This is a genomic window from Fibrobacter sp., from assembly GCF_017551775.1.
GTDB lineage: Bacteria > Fibrobacterota > Fibrobacteria > Fibrobacterales > Fibrobacteraceae > Fibrobacter.
Window position 1 is genome coordinate 1 of record NZ_JAFZKX010000030.1, and the last position, 16,840, is coordinate 16,840.

The window sequence follows — 16,840 nt, forward strand, 5'->3', positions numbered from 1 at the left end:
CTCGAGGCCCTCAAGGCTGTCGGGATTGAAACTCCTCACGTATGTTACCATCCTTACCTGCCGGTATCGGGTAACTGCCGCCAGTGCTTGGTGGAACAGGAAGGCCCCCGCGGCCGCATGCTCGTGATTGCATGCTACACGCCGGTAACGCCGGGCATGAAGATCTTCACGCCGGCTTCGTCTGCCCGCGTGAAGAACGCCCGCAAGGCCACCCAGGAATTCATGCTGGTGAACCACCCGCTCGATTGCCCCATTTGCGACAAGGCCGGTGAATGCACCCTGCAAGAAAACTACATGGAAGCGGGCCAGAACGAATCCCGCATGCGTCCGGAATACGGCAAGAACTACCACGGCAATCCGGCCCATCAGTTTATTGATGCGAAGGGTCAGCTCCGCGGCGGTAAGCACGTGGACCTCGGCCCCCGTGTGTTGCTCGACGAAGAACGCTGCGTGCAGTGCGACCGTTGCGTGCGCTTTATGCGTAGCATCGCCGGTTCCGAACAGCTGCAGCTCGCTGGCCGTGCCGACCACACTTACATTACCACGTTCCCGGGCGAAAAGCTCGACCACGAATACGACTTGTGCGTCACGGACGTGTGCCCGGTGGGCGCCATGACCGCGAAGTACTTCCGCTTCCAGAAGCGCGTATGGCTCCTGAGCCACACTCCGACGATTTCGATGGACGACTCCCTCGGTGCGAACATTTGGCTGGACTATGCCGACGGCCACATCTACCGTGTGATGCCGCGTTGCAACCCGGTGGTGAACCGCAGCTGGCTTTCTAACACGAGCCGTCTCGCGTTCCAGGAATTCGACAAGAACCGCATGCCTTCGATGGACGTGCATACTCCGGTTTTCGGGAACGGCAAGGTTGCCCTCGTTGCCGGCGGTTCCTGCACCATGGAAGACCTCGCTGCTATCCGCGTGCTGAAGGAAACGCTCGGTGAGCGCGCCGAAATCTTCGGTGGCTCGCTTTTGAAGGTGAACGCTCCCGACGGTATCGCGAAGAGCGGTGACCCGGTGGCGAACCGCGCCGGTATGAAGCTCATGGGCTTCGCCGATGTTTCTGAATTCATGAAGCGCGCCGCGGAATTCGAGACCCTCGTGACGGTGAACGCCGACCTGTTCGGTGAAGACCCGGCTGCTGCAAGCGTTCTCGAGAAAATCAACTGCCGCATTGCCCTTACCCCGTTCGATGATGCGACCGCCAAGAAGGCGACCATCGCGATGGGTATCCGCCACTGGAGCGAAGTCCAGGGCACGATGGTGAACAGCCTGAACATTCTGCAGAAGCTGAACGCCTGCCCGGTGTGCCCCGACGAGAAACTCTGGGCTGCCTACAGGGTGATTTCCCACATGGCGGGTTGCGAGTTCAAGTGCGCAAGCGAAGCTTTCAAGAAGGCGGGCGAGTACGTTCCCGCTCTTGCCGGCCTTACTTACGATGCCATCAAGAGTACTGGCAAACTCCTCGAAGGAGGTGAAGCATAATGGATATTATTGAATCCAAAACCTGGATTGAATGGCTGATCACGATTGCGAAGTTCGCCTTCTGCTTCGTGCCGGTCCTCTACATCCTTCTTTTGATCCCGATGGAACGCCGTGGTGCGGGCTTCATGCAGGACCGTCAGGGTCCGAACCGCTCGTACATCAAAATTCCTTATTTCGGCAAGATCCGCCTGCTCGGTTATATACAGAACATGTGCGACGGTACCAAGCTGTTCTTCAAGGAAATGTTCGCTCCCGCGGGCGTGAACAAGGTGCTCTACTACGTGGCTCCGGCAATCCCGTTCGCCATCGTGTTCCTGAGCCCCTGCGTCATTCCGTGGTTTGGCCCGATGATTTTCGAGTGGGGTGGTGATACCGTGCGTATCGCGGGCTCCATCATCGATTCCGATGTGGGCGTGCTCCTGCTGTTCGGCCTCTCGTCGCTTTCCGCGTACGGCGCCGTATTGGCCGGTTGGGCTTCCAAGTCCAAGTACAGCTTCCTCGGTGCGCTGCGTACGAGTTCCATGACCATCAGCTACGAAGTGTGCCTCGGCCTTTCGATGATGGGCATCCTGCTCCTCGCGGGTTCCTTCAACCTGACCGATATCGTGAATTGGCAGGAACACCACGTGTGGGGCATCGTCGCCCAGCCGGTGGCGTTCTTCTGCTTCCTGATCGCTAGTATCGCCGAAACCGGCCGCGCCCCGTTCGACGTCGCCGAAGGCGAGCCCGAACTGGTCGCCGGTTACCATACCGAATACGGCGCCATGCAGTTCGGCTTGTTCTACATGGGCGAATACTCCCACATCTGCATCAACAGCTTCCTTATCTCGACGCTCTTCTTGGGCGGCTATGCTGTCCCGTTCGTGACGACCGAGACGATGCAGGCCCACATGGGCGGCTCCCTGGCAGTGCTCTGCGGCGTGCTCGCATTCCTCGCTCTCGCGTTCCTGCACATGCTTCACCGCTACTCCAAGAAGCTCGCGCTCTCCAAGCAGAGCAACAAGCTGGAAATCCTCCAGGAATACAAGCTCTACAAGATTGTCGCTTGGGCTGCGGTCGCCGTGCTCGTCGTGCTTGGCGTTGCAGCCTGGTTCTTCTACAATCCGGCCAATATGGTCGTGAACGGTGTCGCCGTGGGTAGCCTCGCTACCGCGATTGGTACCGCCCTCATCCACCTGCTCGTGCTTGTCGCGAAGAGCGTCATGTTCTGCTGGGTGTGGATCTGGGTGCGCTGGACTCTCCCGCGCTTCCGCTACGACCACGTGATGAACCTGGGCTGGAAGATTATTCTGAATATCGCCCTCATCAACCTTGTGGTGACTGCCGTCATCGCGAAGCTTGTAGGAGGTAACTAATGCGCGTTATTAGACAGAGGCCCATGAACCTGGTGGAACGCCTCTATATTTTCGAAGCCCTGCGTGGCTTGTTCACGACTCTCAAGCATGCGGCCCGCGGCTTGTTCCGTTACGAGACGCTTCCGACGATCTCGTACCCGGAAGGCCAGCCGGAAATCCGCAATACCTACCGTGCGAAGCACCGCCTGATGCTGCGTCCGGATGGCACTCCGCGTTGTGTCGCCTGCGGCATGTGTGCGGCTGCCTGCCCTGCGCACTGCATCTTTATCGAGGCGACCCGCAGTGACGACCCGCGTATCGAGAAGAAGGTCAAGCGCTTCGACATCGACCACCTGACCTGCGTGTTCTGCGGTTTGTGTGCGGAAGCCTGCCCGGTGGATGCGCTCCGCATGGATACTAAGGAAATCGTCTTCGAGCACCGTACCCGCGACGAGTTCGTGGCGACTCTCGAAACCCTTACCGCCTGGGATCCGAAGGATTACCCGGACGACGAACAGAGCCAGGTGGCTCCGGGCGGTTCCAAGAATGCCGAGGCCCTCAAGGTCTGGGGAATGGAGGTTAAGTAATGCTTGCCCTGATTTATTTCATCATTCTCGCCGTGATTGCCCTCGGGGCCGCCGTGTGCGTGCTCCTGAGCCGTCACCCGCTCTACGGGGCGCTCTCCCTGATTACGACCATGGTCGCCTTGGCCGGCATCTACGGCCTTGTGGGTAGCCCCTTCCTCGGTGTCGTGCAGATTATGGTCTACGCCGGCGCCATCATGATGCTCGTTACGTTCGTCATCATGGTGCTGAACGGTGCCCGCGATTCCAAGACGCCGATGTTCGATAAGGTGTCGCTCTTTATTCTGCCCTCGGTCATCGTGCTTGCCGGCCTTGTCGGCTTTGCGCTGGTGCGTGCCCCGCTCGCCTTCGATACGTCGGCGCTCCGCGGTTCCGTGGCGCTTACGTCCAAGACGCTCTTCGATTTGGCGCAGACCGGTCCCGGCTACTTTATCCTTTTCGAAATCCTCGGCCTCTTGCTGCTTTCCGCCATGGTCGCCGCCGTGCTCATGGCCAAGAAGCGCCTCGGGTCCATCGAAACTGAAAATACGGAGGATAATCACTGATGGAACTCCAACCCATTTTCATTCAGATCCTTGCCCTTGCGCTTTTTGCCATCGGCATCCTGGTCGCCATCACGCGCAGGAACATCATCTTCGTGCTCATGGGGGTTGAACTCGCCCTGAATGCGGTGAACCTTTCCTTCGTGGGCTTCTCGAAGACGCTTCCTGCCGAACTGAGTGTCGCGGGCCAGATTATTCCGCTGTTCTCCATCGCCATCGCCGCTGCCGAAGCGTGCGTCGGGTTTGCGATGGTCATCCTGATTTTCCGCAACCGCGAAAGCATCGATGCGGATTCCTATTCCAACATGAGGGGCTAATCGATGACGAATATTCCTTTGTGGCTAATCCCGATTTTCCCTCTGCTGGGAACAATCATCCTGGGGGCGATTGCCGTAACTTCTTCTGGCAATAAGAAGGGCGCTCCCGAGAATCTCATTGGCACGATTGCCGTGATTCTCCCTGCGCTCTCGTTCGCCTGCGTGACGATCCTTGCCTGCAACATGCCCGCAACCGGGATCCGCGAGACGATTTGCAACTGGATTGACATTCCTCTCCTGAAGGTGGATATCGGATTCCAGTTCGACGCCCTTTCGCGCATCATGTTGCTGTTCGTGACCGGCATCGGAACGCTCATCACGCTGTACTCCATCGGTTACATGCACGGCGACCGCGGATTCACCCGCTTCTTCGCCTACATCAACCTGTTCCTGTTCAGCATGATCGTGCTCGTGCTTTCGGACAACCTGCTCCTTACGTTCCTCGGCTGGGAAGGCGTGGGCCTCTGCTCCTACCTGCTCATCGGCTTCTGGAACAAGGACCTCAAGAACTGCAAGGCTGCCAACAAGGCGTTCATCGTGAACCGCGTGGGCGATATCGGGTTCTTGCTCGGTATGCTCAGCCTCGTTACCCTCGGCGGTGCTGGAATCCTCAACTACGACATGCTCAACCATTTCATCAGCATGCTGGTTGCCGGCGGCCACGTCGACCTCATCATGCCGATGCTCACCGTTACTTGCGTCCTGTTCTTTGTCGGTTGCACGGGTAAGTCCGCGCAGATTCCGCTCCTGACCTGGCTCCCCGATGCCATGGCGGGTCCGACTCCGGTTTCTGCCCTCATCCATGCCGCGACGATGGTGACCTCTGGCGTGTACCTGGTGGCCCGTCTTTCGAACCTGTTTGTCGTCTGCCCCGATGTGCTGAACATCATATTGGTGGTGGGTGCCTTGACCGCCTTCTGGGCTGCCTTCGCGGGCCTGTTCCAGAACGATATCAAGAAGGTGCTTGCCTACTCCACGATCAGCCAGCTCGGCTACATGTTCATGGCCGCGGGCGCATCTGCGTTCGACGCTTCTATCTTCCACGTGTTCACGCACGCCTTCTTCAAGGCTTCTCTCTTCCTCGGTGCCGGTGCCGTTATCCACTCGCTGGGTGGCGAGCAGGATATGCGTAACATGGGCGGCCTTATCAAGAAGACGCCTGTTACGGCCTGCGTCATGATTTTCGCGTTCCTCGCGATTGTCGGCTTCCCGGGATTTGCGGGCTTCTGGTCGAAGGACCTCATCCTTGAACGCATCTTCACGGATTGCACTTGGGTAATTACCGGTTCCTGGCTCGCTCCTGTGGTTCCGATGAACAAGATTTTCTACGTGGTCGGTCTCTTCACTGCGGTCATCACTGCCGTGTACATGGGACGCCTCATCATCATGACCTTCTTCGGCAGCTACCGCGGAAGCAAGGAGAGCGAGGCTCATATCCACGAGGCTCCGGCCGTGATGCTCATCCCGATGATTATTCTTACGTTCGGTTCCATCTTCGCCGGTTACCTCTGGGCAGACTACATGGGTGTGCGTATCTTCGCCGATTCGCTCGCTCCGGTGCTCGGTGCGGCCCAGAATTTCGATCCGGCAAGGGCTATCAGTCCGGATATCCTGATGAACGAATTTATTCCGCGCGCTGCGGAACATGTGAACCCGATTATCTTCGCTGCCCTCGGCACGCTCGCCGCATTGCTCGGTATGTTCATCGCCTGGAAGGGCTGGATGCACGCGCATATCCCGGCCGCCAAGGGCTCCAGCGCTCCCGAAGGTTACGCTGCCGGCTGGACGTTCATGTGGGACTACGTGCATGGCTTCTTCGTGAAGGCTGTGAACGTTGCCGCCTGGATTTGCGAAAAGGTTGTCGATGTGTTCTTGCAGGCGTTCCAGTGGACGCTCGGTTCCATCGCCACCATCCTGGGTGACGGCGCTACGGTTTTCCAGGTGCGCAAGGTGCGTTTGCAGCTTGGGCTTAGCATCCTGGGTGTCGTCGCTCTGGTTGTCGTTGTTCTTTTGACTGGAGGTTTGGTCTAATGCTGTTACATCTCCTTGTCCTCGCCCCGTTTGCCGTGGCGCTTTTGATGGTCGTCAACTCCAAGGAAGACTTCAAGGCCGCCACCCGCATGGCAATTCTCTTCGGGCTTCTGTTCTTGGGCATGTCCGTGGCGCTGATTGCGTCTGGCAATGTCGCTACGACCCCGATTGAATGGTTCAAGATTCCCGGTTGCAAGGGACCTTCTTACTACTACCTGTACAGTCACGGACTGGGCGCCTGGATGGTGTTCCTTTCTTGCGGGCTTTCTCTGGTCTCCCTGGTTTCGGCCCGCGGGATCCTGGGCGCAAACTACCGCAATTTCGCCATCGGCATCTTCGCCTTGATGGGCGCGATGAACGGAACGTTCCTTGCCGCAGACGCCGTGCTGTTCTTCTTCTTCTTCGAAGCCATGGTGATTCCGGCCGCGATCCTTATCGCGAGTTTCGGTGGCGAGAAGCGCAAGCAGGCCGCGATGACGTTCGCGATCTACACGCTTGTCGGTTCAGCCCCGATGATGGTCGCCCTCTGGTACCTGCTCACCATTTCGGATAACTCTTTGCTGGTCTCTCTCGCGGTCGCTCTCCAGAGCGTTCCGGAAATGACGCAGATAACGCTTCTCGTGTGCTTCCTGCTCGCCTTCATCGTGAAGACCCCGATCTTCCCGTTCCACGGCTGGCAGGCCATTACGTATTCCGAAGCCTCGGCTCCGCTTTCAGCCATCCTCACGGGTGCGATGAGTAAGGCGGGCGTGTTCGGGTTTATCGCCTGGGTTCTCCCGATTTTCCCGTTCAACCTTGAGGAAGTTTCCGCGATGGTCTGGCTCGGGCTCGCTTCCGCGGTCTACGGCGCGTTTATGGCGCTGCGCGCGACCGACGGCAAGAAGCTCCTTGCCTTCAGTTCCATGAGCCACTTGGGTATTGCCGTTGCGGGCGTGTTCAGCCTTTCCGAGGCGATGCTCCCTGCGGTTCTCGTGCTCCTGGTTGCCCACGGTATTTCGGCCGGCGTGCAGTACTACCTGATTGGTGTCGCTGAACGCATGACGGGCACCCGCAATATCGAAGAGATGGGCGGCCTTGCCCACAAGAATCCCGCATTCAGCTTCCTGTTTGGTGCCGCTGGCGTCATGGCGCTCGCTGTTCCCGGAACCGCGGGCTTTGTCGGCGAATTCTCCGTGCTTCTTTCCCTCTGGGACCAGAGCGTGGTATGCGCCGGTATCATGGGCTTTGTCATGATTCTCTCGGCGGCCTACGTGCTCCGCTTCATCCAGAAGGTCATCTTCGGCAATCCTGCTCGTGAATACACCGAAGGCAAGCGCTGCGGCCACGTCGAAGGTGTCGCCTACGGCGTGATGCTCGTGCTTCTCCTGGTGTTCGGTTTCCACCCGTCGTTCATCACGAACTCCCTGCTTCTCTACGAAGAAGAGAGCACGGAACAGGTCGCTGAAGAAAAGGCGGCTGAAGCTCCGGTAGAAGAAGTCGTCGAAGAGGAAGTTGTCGAGGAGGATGTCGAACCGCTCGAATCCCACATCGTTTCTTCTGCGGATATCGCTAAGCTCGATTCTTCTCTGACTCAGGCCGGTTTCTCCGAAGAGGAACGTAAGGAACTGATCAAGCAGGTTATCGAGACCGAAGCCAACATGGCGAAGGCCACTGCGTACGCTGCCGAGAAGCAGCAGCGCGAAGAAGAGGAGGCTCGAATCCGCGACGCCGCCAACAAGGGCTACGAGGAATTCGATCTCCCGATGGAAAGTGAATCTGCAGAATCGTCCGTAAAGAACGAGGAGGCTTCCAATGACTAGTATCGTCAACTTTTTCCCGGTAATTCTGGTTGCGCTGGGTGCGCTTGCTTCCCTCGCCGTAGAGCCCTTCATCAAGGATGAGAACAAGCACAAGATCATTCCTTGGATTGCATCCGTGTTCGTGGTTTTCGGCATGGCGTCGTTCTACCTGGTCAATACGGGCGTGTGCCACGACCTGTATGCGATGGACCCTGTGCGTCGCCTGCTTGGGCTTGCGGTTTTGCTGTGTGCCCTTCTGGGTGTCGCCGGTCTCCAGTGGACGCTCGCTCACGAAAAGTTCAAGGGCGGTGAAGCCTACGGGCTCTTGCTCCTTGCTTCGTGCGGTGCCGTGCTCATGACCCAGGCCATCGATTTCCTCGCCCTGTTCATCGCCATGGAACTTACGAGCTTCCCGGTGTATGCTCTCGTGGGTATCCGCCGCAAGGACCAGAATGCGGGCGAAGGCGTGTTCAAGTATTTCGTCTCGGGCTCCATTTTCAGCGCCATCTTCCTTTATGGCGTGTCGCTCGTCTATGGCGCTACCGGAACGACTCATTTCAGTTCCGCGATTCTTGAAGGCCGCGGTTCGCTTTACGCCGTGGGCGTGCTGCTCACTATTTTCGGGCTGCTTTTCAAGGCGGGCGCCGCTCCGGTGCACTACTGGGTCGCTGACGTCTATACGGGCGCTTCTGTCGCGGTGACGGGCTTCATGGCCGCCGTCGTGAAGGTCGGTGCCCTTGCCGCGCTCGGCTCCCTCTGGATTGGCATCCTCGTGACGCGCGCTGGTACTGCCGCCGCCTGGAACCTGGCCGAACCTGTTACGGCCGCGGGCCAGTGGCCCTCGCTGTACCATGTGGTAATCGTCGTCGCCGTGCTCTCCATTATTATCGGCGCGTTCAGCGGCCTTGCCCAGAAGTCCATCCGTCGCATCATCGCCTTCTCTGCCGTGATGAACGCTGGCTTCATCGTGCTCGGCCTCCTGCTCCCGAACTACCTCGGCGAAGGAACCGTGCAGCTCGGCTCCATGTTCTACTTCCTCGTCACCTACGCGATCGCGAGCGCGGGCGCCCTCACGGGTATCGCCTACCTTGCCGGCAAGGAAGACAAGAACGAGAATCTCGAAGATATCCAGGGTGCTGGCCGCAGGCGTCCGTTCGTGGCGCTTTGCGTCGCGGTGTGCCTTGCAAGCCTCGCCGGCCTTCCGCCTGCATCCGGCTTCCTCGCAAAGTTCGCTCTCTTTACGGGCGCGTTCTCTGCGGGTCTCAGCAAGGTCGCCATTTTTGCCTTCGCGCTTTCGCTGGTGGCCGCGGTCTACTACCTGCGCATAGCCTTCGTGCTGTTCGCTCCGCGCAAAAAGCAGTGCGAATGCAAGTGCGCCTGCGCGTATTCTCCTTATGGCTACATGCTCAAGTTCATGGTGTCCGTGGCGGCAATCGCCCTGCTCGCCTTGAGCCTTGTGCCTGGTTTGGCCCTGATCGGCTAGCCTTCGGACGGATATTCTAGAAGGATGTGCCCCGCCGGATTCGGTGGGGCTCCTTTTTTATCTATTTTGGGAACGAAAATACGGGGTGCGAAATGATTTGTCAGGAATGCGGAGAACGGTTTAATTTTTATGAGCCAAAATGCCCTTGGTGCGGCGCTCCGAAGCCTATTCCCGAAAAGAAGCCGGAGGAGGAATTGTCCGCTGCTAATATCGAGAAGGCGGAAGAAAAGGAGACTTTCTTCGTATATAAGACGCTGAGAAAACATGACGGGAAATTTAAGATAGTATGCAATTACTTTTTTTCCGTGACTAGCTTCTTGTTTTTCGTTCTCATTGGTGGTATTATCCTTGAGGACTCGGTAAGTGCTAGTAACCTGTATTTTGTTTTTACCCTTTTTATGGCATCTTTTATCATGTTTTTTCATGGTTTTTATTCTTCGAATGTTGTGCGGGAAATAAGGTGCCATGAGGATGAATTTGTCTTGTATTCGTGTTTTGACAAGACCGTCCTTTCCTTCAAAAAGGTTGGTTTGCAAAAAAAGAAAATCGATTGGTTCGACCGCCAAGTTTTGCTGTTTCGCAAGAACGAGGGAATTTTCCTTGTCGATAGCAAGGATTTTCCTGAAGTGGTCGAAACGATGAAGAAGCTTTATTTTGAGTGAGATGGAGAAAGCTATATTTTTAGCAGAAACGGACAACCCCATCGGGAATGAAAAAGGAATTATCATGGACAAGATTTATCGCTCTGGAATTGGTTTTGACGTTCACAAGCTTGTGGAAGGCCGCAAGTGCATTATCGGCGGGGTGGATATCCCGTACGAGAAGGGTTTGCTCGGTCATAGCGACGCTGACGTGCTTTTGCATGCCATTAGCGATGCGCTGCTCGGGGCCGCGGGGCTCGGCGATATCGGCACGTACTTCCCGGACACCGACCCGGCATTCAAGGGTGCTGACAGCCTGGAGCTCCTGCGCAAGGTGGGCGAGGAAGTCAAAAAAGCCGGTTACGAGATTATCAATATCGACAGCATCGTGATGTGCGAACGCCCGAAGGTGAACCCGCACAAGGACGCCATGAAGGCCAACATCGCCCGCGTGCTCGGAATCGACGTGAAGCAGGTGGGCATCAAGGGCACTACGACTGAGAAGCTCGGTTTTACGGGTCGCGGTGAAGGAATCGCCTCCCAGGCCGTCGCCATGGTGCGAAGCCTGTAAGTTGTTTATAATAAATAGAACAAATTATATTATATTTTAAAGTAAACCTTAAGAAAGGAGAGATGATGTCCAAAAAATGGTTTACTTTATGTGCCCTGCTTGCTTTGTCGCAGGTATCTTTTGCCGCATGGAGTGGTTCTGCGAAAATTCCGGAGGCGGTGACGGAAGACGGGCTTACCACATACGAAATTACTAGCCCAGAAGAACTTATCGGGTTTCTGGATTCCATTGTTCCGGTAAATAAGGCCAATGAGAATCTGCGCGCCTACTTGAAGAACGACATCGTTTTTGGCGATGACACCACCAAGCTCTGTGATAAGCGCTGGATCCGTAATGAAGATCAAGACCTTTTTACGGGCGTCTTTGACGGCAAGAGCCATACGATTTACGGCCTGAATGCGGAGAACTCGCTGTTCAGGATGGTTGGACAGAGCGCTGGTACGGTGCGTGATCTGAACATTGCGAACAGCTCCTTCGGTAGTGATTCGGCATATGAGGTCGCGGCAATCGCGGATTATCTGCATGGTTTTGCCTTGAATGTAAATATCATCAATACGGATGTGGTTGCGACAGGCTATGCGGGTGGCATCGCTGCGCGGCTCATATCCTCGGAAGACGTTTTTATCGGGATATTCAACTGCAGCGTCGAGGGCGGTTCTGTCGGTGGCGGTATGTACGTGGGCGGCATCGTGGGCCAGCTCGTGGGCCGCGTGTTTAATTCTACCAATTCGGCACGAGTCTATTTCGCCGACAATATGAAAGGCGATGATATTTCGGTATACATCGGCGGTATCGCAGGCACTGCCGAGATACGAAACGGTTCCGTGCTGGAATCTTGCGTCAACCGCGGTGATATTGAAGTAACGGGAACGCATTTCAACATGTCTGTCGGCGGTCTTGCTGGTGAAATCTCGGGCGGTGCCGAGAACCTGCAGAACTACGGCAACATTACGGTGAAGAGATTGCCTTCGGCTTCTACCGATGTGGACCGGATGGAAGACTTTATATTGGTGGGCGGCATTACGGGATATCTGAGCCGCAGTTCTTTCTTCTCTACGGCTGTTGCCGACCTGCTGAACGAAGGGAACATCAATGTTTCTTCTGAAGAGACAACCGTGCGTGGAACTATTCCTGTTGGCGGAATTGTTGGCCAGACGGCAAAGACCGGCGTGACGAATGTGCTGAACCGCGGATCTATCGAGGTGCGCAGTGGCGCTGAAATGATAGATGTATATGCGGGTGGTGTTGTCGGCAAGGCGCCGATGCAAATTAACCCGGATGGCTTCGTGAAGGTGAAGAATCGCGGGAGCGTCTATGCCGAAGGGGCCGGCAATACGTACGCGGGTGGCCTTGTTGGCTGGATGAACGGGTTTCCCAATGCGAAATTCCCGCAACTGAGCGAGTCGTTCAATTATGGCGACGTGCAGGCCAAGTGCTCGGATGATAACGCCAACCTGAAGGTGGGCGGCATTCTCGGGGGCATGATGGAGATGATCGTGAGCGATGTGTATAATCGCGGGAATGTTTCGACGAAGGGGGACTGCAGCTACAAGTATGTGGGCGGCATTCTTGGAGAGGGGTCAGGTTACCTTGCCGATAGCATCAAGAACGCATACAGTGCGGCTGCAAACGTGGAGGGCGGTGAAATGACTGGTGCCCTTGTCGGGTACTTGCGCGAAATTACCATGCCCTTCAACACGTATTTCGACGTTTCGCTTGCCGACATGAGCGCAATTGGCGATGTGGACCTTCGCGGGGATTGCCCAGAATGCAAGAAGACCACTGCTGAACTGAAGAGCGACGAAATGCTCGCTTCGCTGAATACAGTGAATGGTACTGCGGCGGATCGCCACCTGTGGGTGCGCCACGGCGGGTACCCGGTGCTTACGTTCGATAGCGCATATCAGAACGATTCCATCTATTTCAATATGGAAGAGTTCGTCATCCCGCCGTCACGCAATGAGCAAGATACGCTGAACTTTACGATTTCCACTGCCGAGGAAATGCGTACCTTCCTGGAAATTGGGCGCATATTTAACGATAGGCCCTTCAAGGTGGAACTCGCGAATGATATCGTGATGGGCAAGGATTCCCTGCACCTCATGATGCGCAAGGTGTCTGCCGATACGAGTGGCCGGTGTGCTTCGTTGCAGTTTGACGGCAAGGGTCATACGGTCTATGGCCTTGATATGGAACGCTCCATGTTCCATTGCCTCGACACGAATGCGCTTGTGCAGAACTTGACGATTGCGAACAGCCGGTTCGAAAACGATCGCGGTTTATCTGCGGCGGGTCTTGCCATCCAGAACAAGGGCTATGTGCGTAACGTGACCATCCGCAATAGTCTGGTCCGCAGTGATGATGCAGCGGCCGGTCTTGTCGTATTTAATTTCCGTACGATGCTCGAACTCAAGAACGTGAACACCTCGGTCTATTCTTTGGGTGTCGCCGGCGGTCTCGTCGCATACTCTTACGAAGCTGTCGTCTCGGGTGCGGCCAATTCGGGCAAGGTGTCGGGGCGTGTCGCGGGTGGCATCGTCGGTAGTGCAAACGGTTATGGTAATGGCGCAAATGTCATCTCTAAGACTTCGAATACGGGTACGGTCCTTGTTGAAGGCAATTCTATCGTATTCGGTGGTGGCATTGTTGGGTATGCTCTGCGCACTTCTTTGAGCGAAAACTTCAATTCTGGCCTGGTGCAGGGCTCTGCGAATTCGGATACCATTGCTCTTGGTGGCATTGCCGGTAGAGCGGATACAATCGGTTCCATTTCGAAGATGGGCAACTGGGGCCGCGTGCATGTGATTTCAGCTGATCGCGCGTATGCCGGTGGCCTTGTGGGGCTCTTCAGCGGGCAGGTGGTTTGGGTAGATGGTTTACCCTTCCATAGGGGTGGCTTTTCGCAGTCGTTCAACTACGGCCCAGTGCATGTGGTGGCTTCAAGTGATTCTTCATATGCGGGCGGCCTCATTGGCTATGCAAATGACATTGTGCTCCAGGATGCCTACAACAGGGGCGTCATAAAGAACGAAGGCAATGCGCAGTCGAGCTTTACGGGCGGAATGATTGGCGGTGCTACGTTCTTGACCATTTTTGAAGGCTACAGCTTCACCGATACGCTTACTGGAAGCGGCGTGGGTGCGCTTGTTTACGCAATCAATGGCAAGAGGAACATTGTGAGTACCCTCTATTACGGGGATGAAAAGCTGACTTCGCCTGTAGTCGCGGAACTTTTGAATGACCAAACCAATATCTACGAAGATATCGAGCAAAAATCCTTCGAAGAGATGAAGGGTAGACTCGCTTTCCTTGAGGAGGCTAGCGGTTTGTGGACGCTCGGGAATTGCCTCCCGAAATTGCCGTTGGATACGACCAAGGCATGTGAAGTGAACGTGGTGAAGGACTTCTTTGAGGAAGGCTTTGCCGATAGCGTGGTTTACCTCTTGGATGTGGTATATGCCCCCGATACGACAAGTGGTGAAGAACAACATGCCGATACTACTAGCAGCGAACAACATGCTGACACTACTAGCCACGAAGAACATGCTGATACTACTAGCAGCGGAGAAAAGGATGATCCGCCTCATGCGTTGCCGAAGGTAAAGCCGCTCCCGTTGCATATCGGCGTACATGAACGCGATATCACGGTATCGGGATTGCAGCAGGGCTATCCGGTGCTCGTGTTTGACCTGCGCGGTCGCCTGGTGGTGTCTGCCCGCGCCCATGACGGAAAAGTGAAACTTTCTGTTCCGCGTGCTGGCCGCTATCTGGTTCGCAGCGGGAAGCGGTCGATTCTCGTGACCATCCGCTAGAATCGTTGAACATCCATTAGAACGATGCTCGCCTCCGGGCGGGCATTTTTTGCTTAGACTAGTAACTAATAACAAAAAAATATTCTTAGCGCCGTAAGGCGCTTTTCTATATTTTACAGCAACTTTACAAGAACAACAATTCACCGCCATGAGCCCGGACCGGTGGCATGGGATGTAAAAATCCGGTAAATGGCGCCAACATAGGATGGCCCTATAATTATGACTTGGATGGCTTTAAAGATGCTCGGGTGTCTCGCCCTGCTCATGTTCGGTATGAAGTCCATGAGTGAGGCGCTTCAAAAGATGGCTGGTCCGCAGCTCAGACATGTGCTCGGTACCATGACCACAAACCGTTTCACGGGTATGCTCACCGGCATGTTCGTCACAGCTTCAGTACAAAGTTCGACCGCCACCACGTTGATGACGGTCTCTTTTGTTAATGCGGGGCTGCTCACGCTCGTGCAGGCGATTTCGATTATCCTCGGCGCCCACATCGGTACGACGGTTACCGCGTGGATTATGAGCCTCGGGTTCTCGTTCAACATCGCGAACTTCGTCTACCCGGCGTTCTTCATCGGCATCATTCTCGTGTATCTGAACAAGAAGCGCGTGCTGGGCGAGTTCCTGTTCGGTGTCGGCTTCCTCTTCCTCGGGCTTACCACCCTCAAGGAAACGGGCTTTACCGTGGTGCAAGACCCGGCGGCAAGCGCTTCCATCAGCGCCTTCTTTGCCCGCTTTAGCGAACCGAACTTCTTCAACTCGCTGTTCTTCCTCGTGATGGGTACGGTGCTCACGTTGTGCGTGCAGTCTTCCGCCGCTATCATGGCCATCACGATGATCCTCTGCTCCACCGGCGTGCTCCACATCGACCAGGGCATCATGCTCGTGCTCGGCGAAAACATCGGTACTACGATTACGGCTAACATCGTGGCGCTCTCTGCCAATACGCAGGCCCGCCGCGCCGCCCTCGCTCACTTTACCATCAACGTCATCGGCGTGTGCTGGGTAATCATCGTGCTCAAGTGGTTCCTCGCGGCTGTTTGCCACGTGGTCGGTTTCGACCTCAACATTCACATGGGTGAACCGGGTTACGAGAAGAACCTCGCGAAGATTTCCGTGGTGCTCGCGACGTTCCACTCCGCATTCAACGTGTCGAACACCTTCTTGCAGATTTGGTTCATCAAGTTCATCGAGAAGTTCGTGTGCAAGGTCATCAAGCCCAAGAAATCTGAAGAAGAAGAGGATTCCCGCCTCCACTTCATCAGCTCTGGCCTGATGGGTACTCCGGAACTTTCGCTTCTGGAAGCCCGCAAGGAAATCAGCCTGTTCGCGACCCGCACTCGCAAGATGTTCAACTTTGTGCCCGAACTGCTCGAGATGAAGGAAGAGAACGATTTCGTGAAACTGTTCGCCCGCATCGAGAAGTACGAGGGCATCAGCGACAACATGGAAATCGAAATCGCGAAGTACTTGAACCAGGTTTCTGAAGGCCGCCTGAGTCCGGAAAGTAAGACCACCATCCAGGCGATGCTCAGGGAGATTTCTGAAATCGAAAGCATCGGTGATTCCTGCTACAACATGGCTCGCGCGATCAACCGTAAGTTCCGCAGCAAGGAAGATTTCACCACTGAACAGTACGAACACATCAGGCACATCATGCACCTTTGCGACAAGGCGCTCGAACACATGATTGCCGTACTTGACGATGCCCAGCAGGTGGATGTGAATCACACGCTGAACATGGAAAACGAAATCAACGATTACCGCAAGCTTCTGAAAGAGAAGAATATCGCCGATATCGAAAACCAGAAGTACAGTTACCAGATGGGCGTGCACTACATGGACGTGGTGAACGACTGCGAAAAGCTTGGCGACTACGTGGTGAACGTGGTCGAGGCGCATGCCAACAGGAAGTTCTCGACCTAATGTTGTACCGAAGCGCTGCCGTGCGCAAGCACAAGTGCGTCCATCAGTTTTTTTATGCGCCGTACTCATGTACGGCGTTTTTTTTGTTTTGTAAAATCCATGTAAAGCACGAATAAAACCTTTGCGAAGCCTTTGTTTTAAGTATTGCATTGACTATGATGACTTTTTATCTTGATAAAGGGAAAATCCGCAAACTATGAATACGATTTACATTGTTGAAGACGATTCCGAAATTCGCGAACTGGAAGCTTACGCACTTAAGAGTAGCGGTTTCGATGTGAACGCTTTCGACTGCGGTAAGGTCATGGACGAAGCCGTCAAGACTTGCGTGCC

The 16,840-nt window shown here is 55.5% G+C and carries 12 protein-coding genes; 11 read left to right on the plus strand and 1 reads right to left on the minus strand.

Going from position 1 to position 16,840, the window contains the following annotated elements; translation table 11 throughout:
* From IK012_RS03660 to IK012_RS03695, 8 genes are all read left to right on the plus strand, one after another.
* Positions 1-1,488, plus strand: a 1,488-nt coding sequence (locus IK012_RS03660; RefSeq protein WP_290950655.1) for a 2Fe-2S iron-sulfur cluster-binding protein, incomplete at its 5' end; no start/stop codon positions are given.
* On the plus strand, positions 1,488-2,843 hold the full coding sequence (locus tag IK012_RS03665) for a complex I subunit 1 family protein (protein WP_290950657.1): 1,356 nt from the start codon (positions 1,488-1,490) through the stop codon (positions 2,841-2,843). The genes IK012_RS03660 and IK012_RS03665, both read left to right, overlap by 1 nt.
* Positions 2,843-3,409 (plus strand): NADH-quinone oxidoreductase subunit I, encoded by a 567-nt coding sequence (locus tag IK012_RS03670; RefSeq protein WP_290950660.1) that lies wholly within the window; start codon positions 2,843-2,845, stop codon positions 3,407-3,409. The genes IK012_RS03665 and IK012_RS03670 overlap by 1 nt, the downstream gene beginning before the upstream one ends.
* On the plus strand, positions 3,409-3,951 hold the full coding sequence (locus IK012_RS03675) for an NADH-quinone oxidoreductase subunit J (protein ID WP_290950663.1): 543 nt from the start codon (positions 3,409-3,411) through the stop codon (positions 3,949-3,951). Before IK012_RS03670 ends, IK012_RS03675 begins: the two co-directional genes overlap by 1 nt.
* Entirely contained in the window at positions 3,951-4,265 is a 315-nt protein-coding gene (gene nuoK, locus IK012_RS03680) for an NADH-quinone oxidoreductase subunit NuoK (protein ID WP_173379600.1), read from the plus strand. The genes IK012_RS03675 and nuoK overlap by 1 nt, the downstream gene beginning before the upstream one ends.
* Positions 4,266-4,268: 3 nt before the next feature.
* Positions 4,269-6,296: an NADH-quinone oxidoreductase subunit L gene (gene nuoL, locus IK012_RS03685; protein WP_290950666.1), complete on the plus strand. Its 2,028-nt coding sequence runs from the start codon at positions 4,269-4,271 to the stop codon at positions 6,294-6,296.
* Positions 6,296-8,095, plus strand: coding sequence for a NuoM family protein (locus IK012_RS03690; RefSeq protein ID WP_290950668.1), 1,800 nt, complete (start codon positions 6,296-6,298; stop codon positions 8,093-8,095). The genes nuoL and IK012_RS03690 overlap by 1 nt, the downstream gene beginning before the upstream one ends.
* The gene (locus IK012_RS03695; RefSeq protein WP_290950671.1) at positions 8,088-9,557 is read left to right on the plus strand and encodes an NADH-quinone oxidoreductase subunit N; all 1,470 of its coding nucleotides are present in this window, start codon (positions 8,088-8,090) and stop codon (positions 9,555-9,557) included. Before IK012_RS03690 ends, IK012_RS03695 begins: the two co-directional genes overlap by 8 nt.
* Here the strand turns inward: IK012_RS03695 and IK012_RS03700 are convergent.
* A complete protein-coding gene (locus IK012_RS03700; protein ID WP_290950674.1) occupies positions 9,554-10,285 on the minus strand; it encodes a hypothetical protein in 732 nt (243 codons plus the stop codon). The genes IK012_RS03695 and IK012_RS03700 overlap by 4 nt on opposite strands.
* Between IK012_RS03700 and ispF the strand changes: the two genes are divergently transcribed.
* The 3 genes from ispF to IK012_RS03715 all read left to right on the plus strand — a co-directional run bounded on the left by ispF (position 10,284) and on the right by IK012_RS03715 (position 16,507).
* Positions 10,284-10,769: a 2-C-methyl-D-erythritol 2,4-cyclodiphosphate synthase gene (gene ispF / locus IK012_RS03705; protein WP_290950677.1), complete on the plus strand. Its 486-nt coding sequence runs from the start codon at positions 10,284-10,286 to the stop codon at positions 10,767-10,769. The genes IK012_RS03700 and ispF overlap by 2 nt on opposite strands.
* A 62-nt stretch (positions 10,770-10,831) precedes the next feature.
* Positions 10,832-14,581, plus strand: coding sequence for a peptidase A26 (locus IK012_RS03710; protein WP_290950680.1), 3,750 nt, complete (start codon positions 10,832-10,834; stop codon positions 14,579-14,581).
* A gap of 228 nt (positions 14,582-14,809) precedes the next feature.
* Positions 14,810-16,507 carry a Na/Pi cotransporter family protein gene (locus tag IK012_RS03715; protein WP_290950683.1) on the plus strand — a complete coding sequence of 566 codons (1,698 nt, stop codon included), beginning with the start codon at positions 14,810-14,812 and terminating at the stop codon, positions 16,505-16,507.
* Positions 16,508-16,840 lie beyond the last annotated feature (333 nt).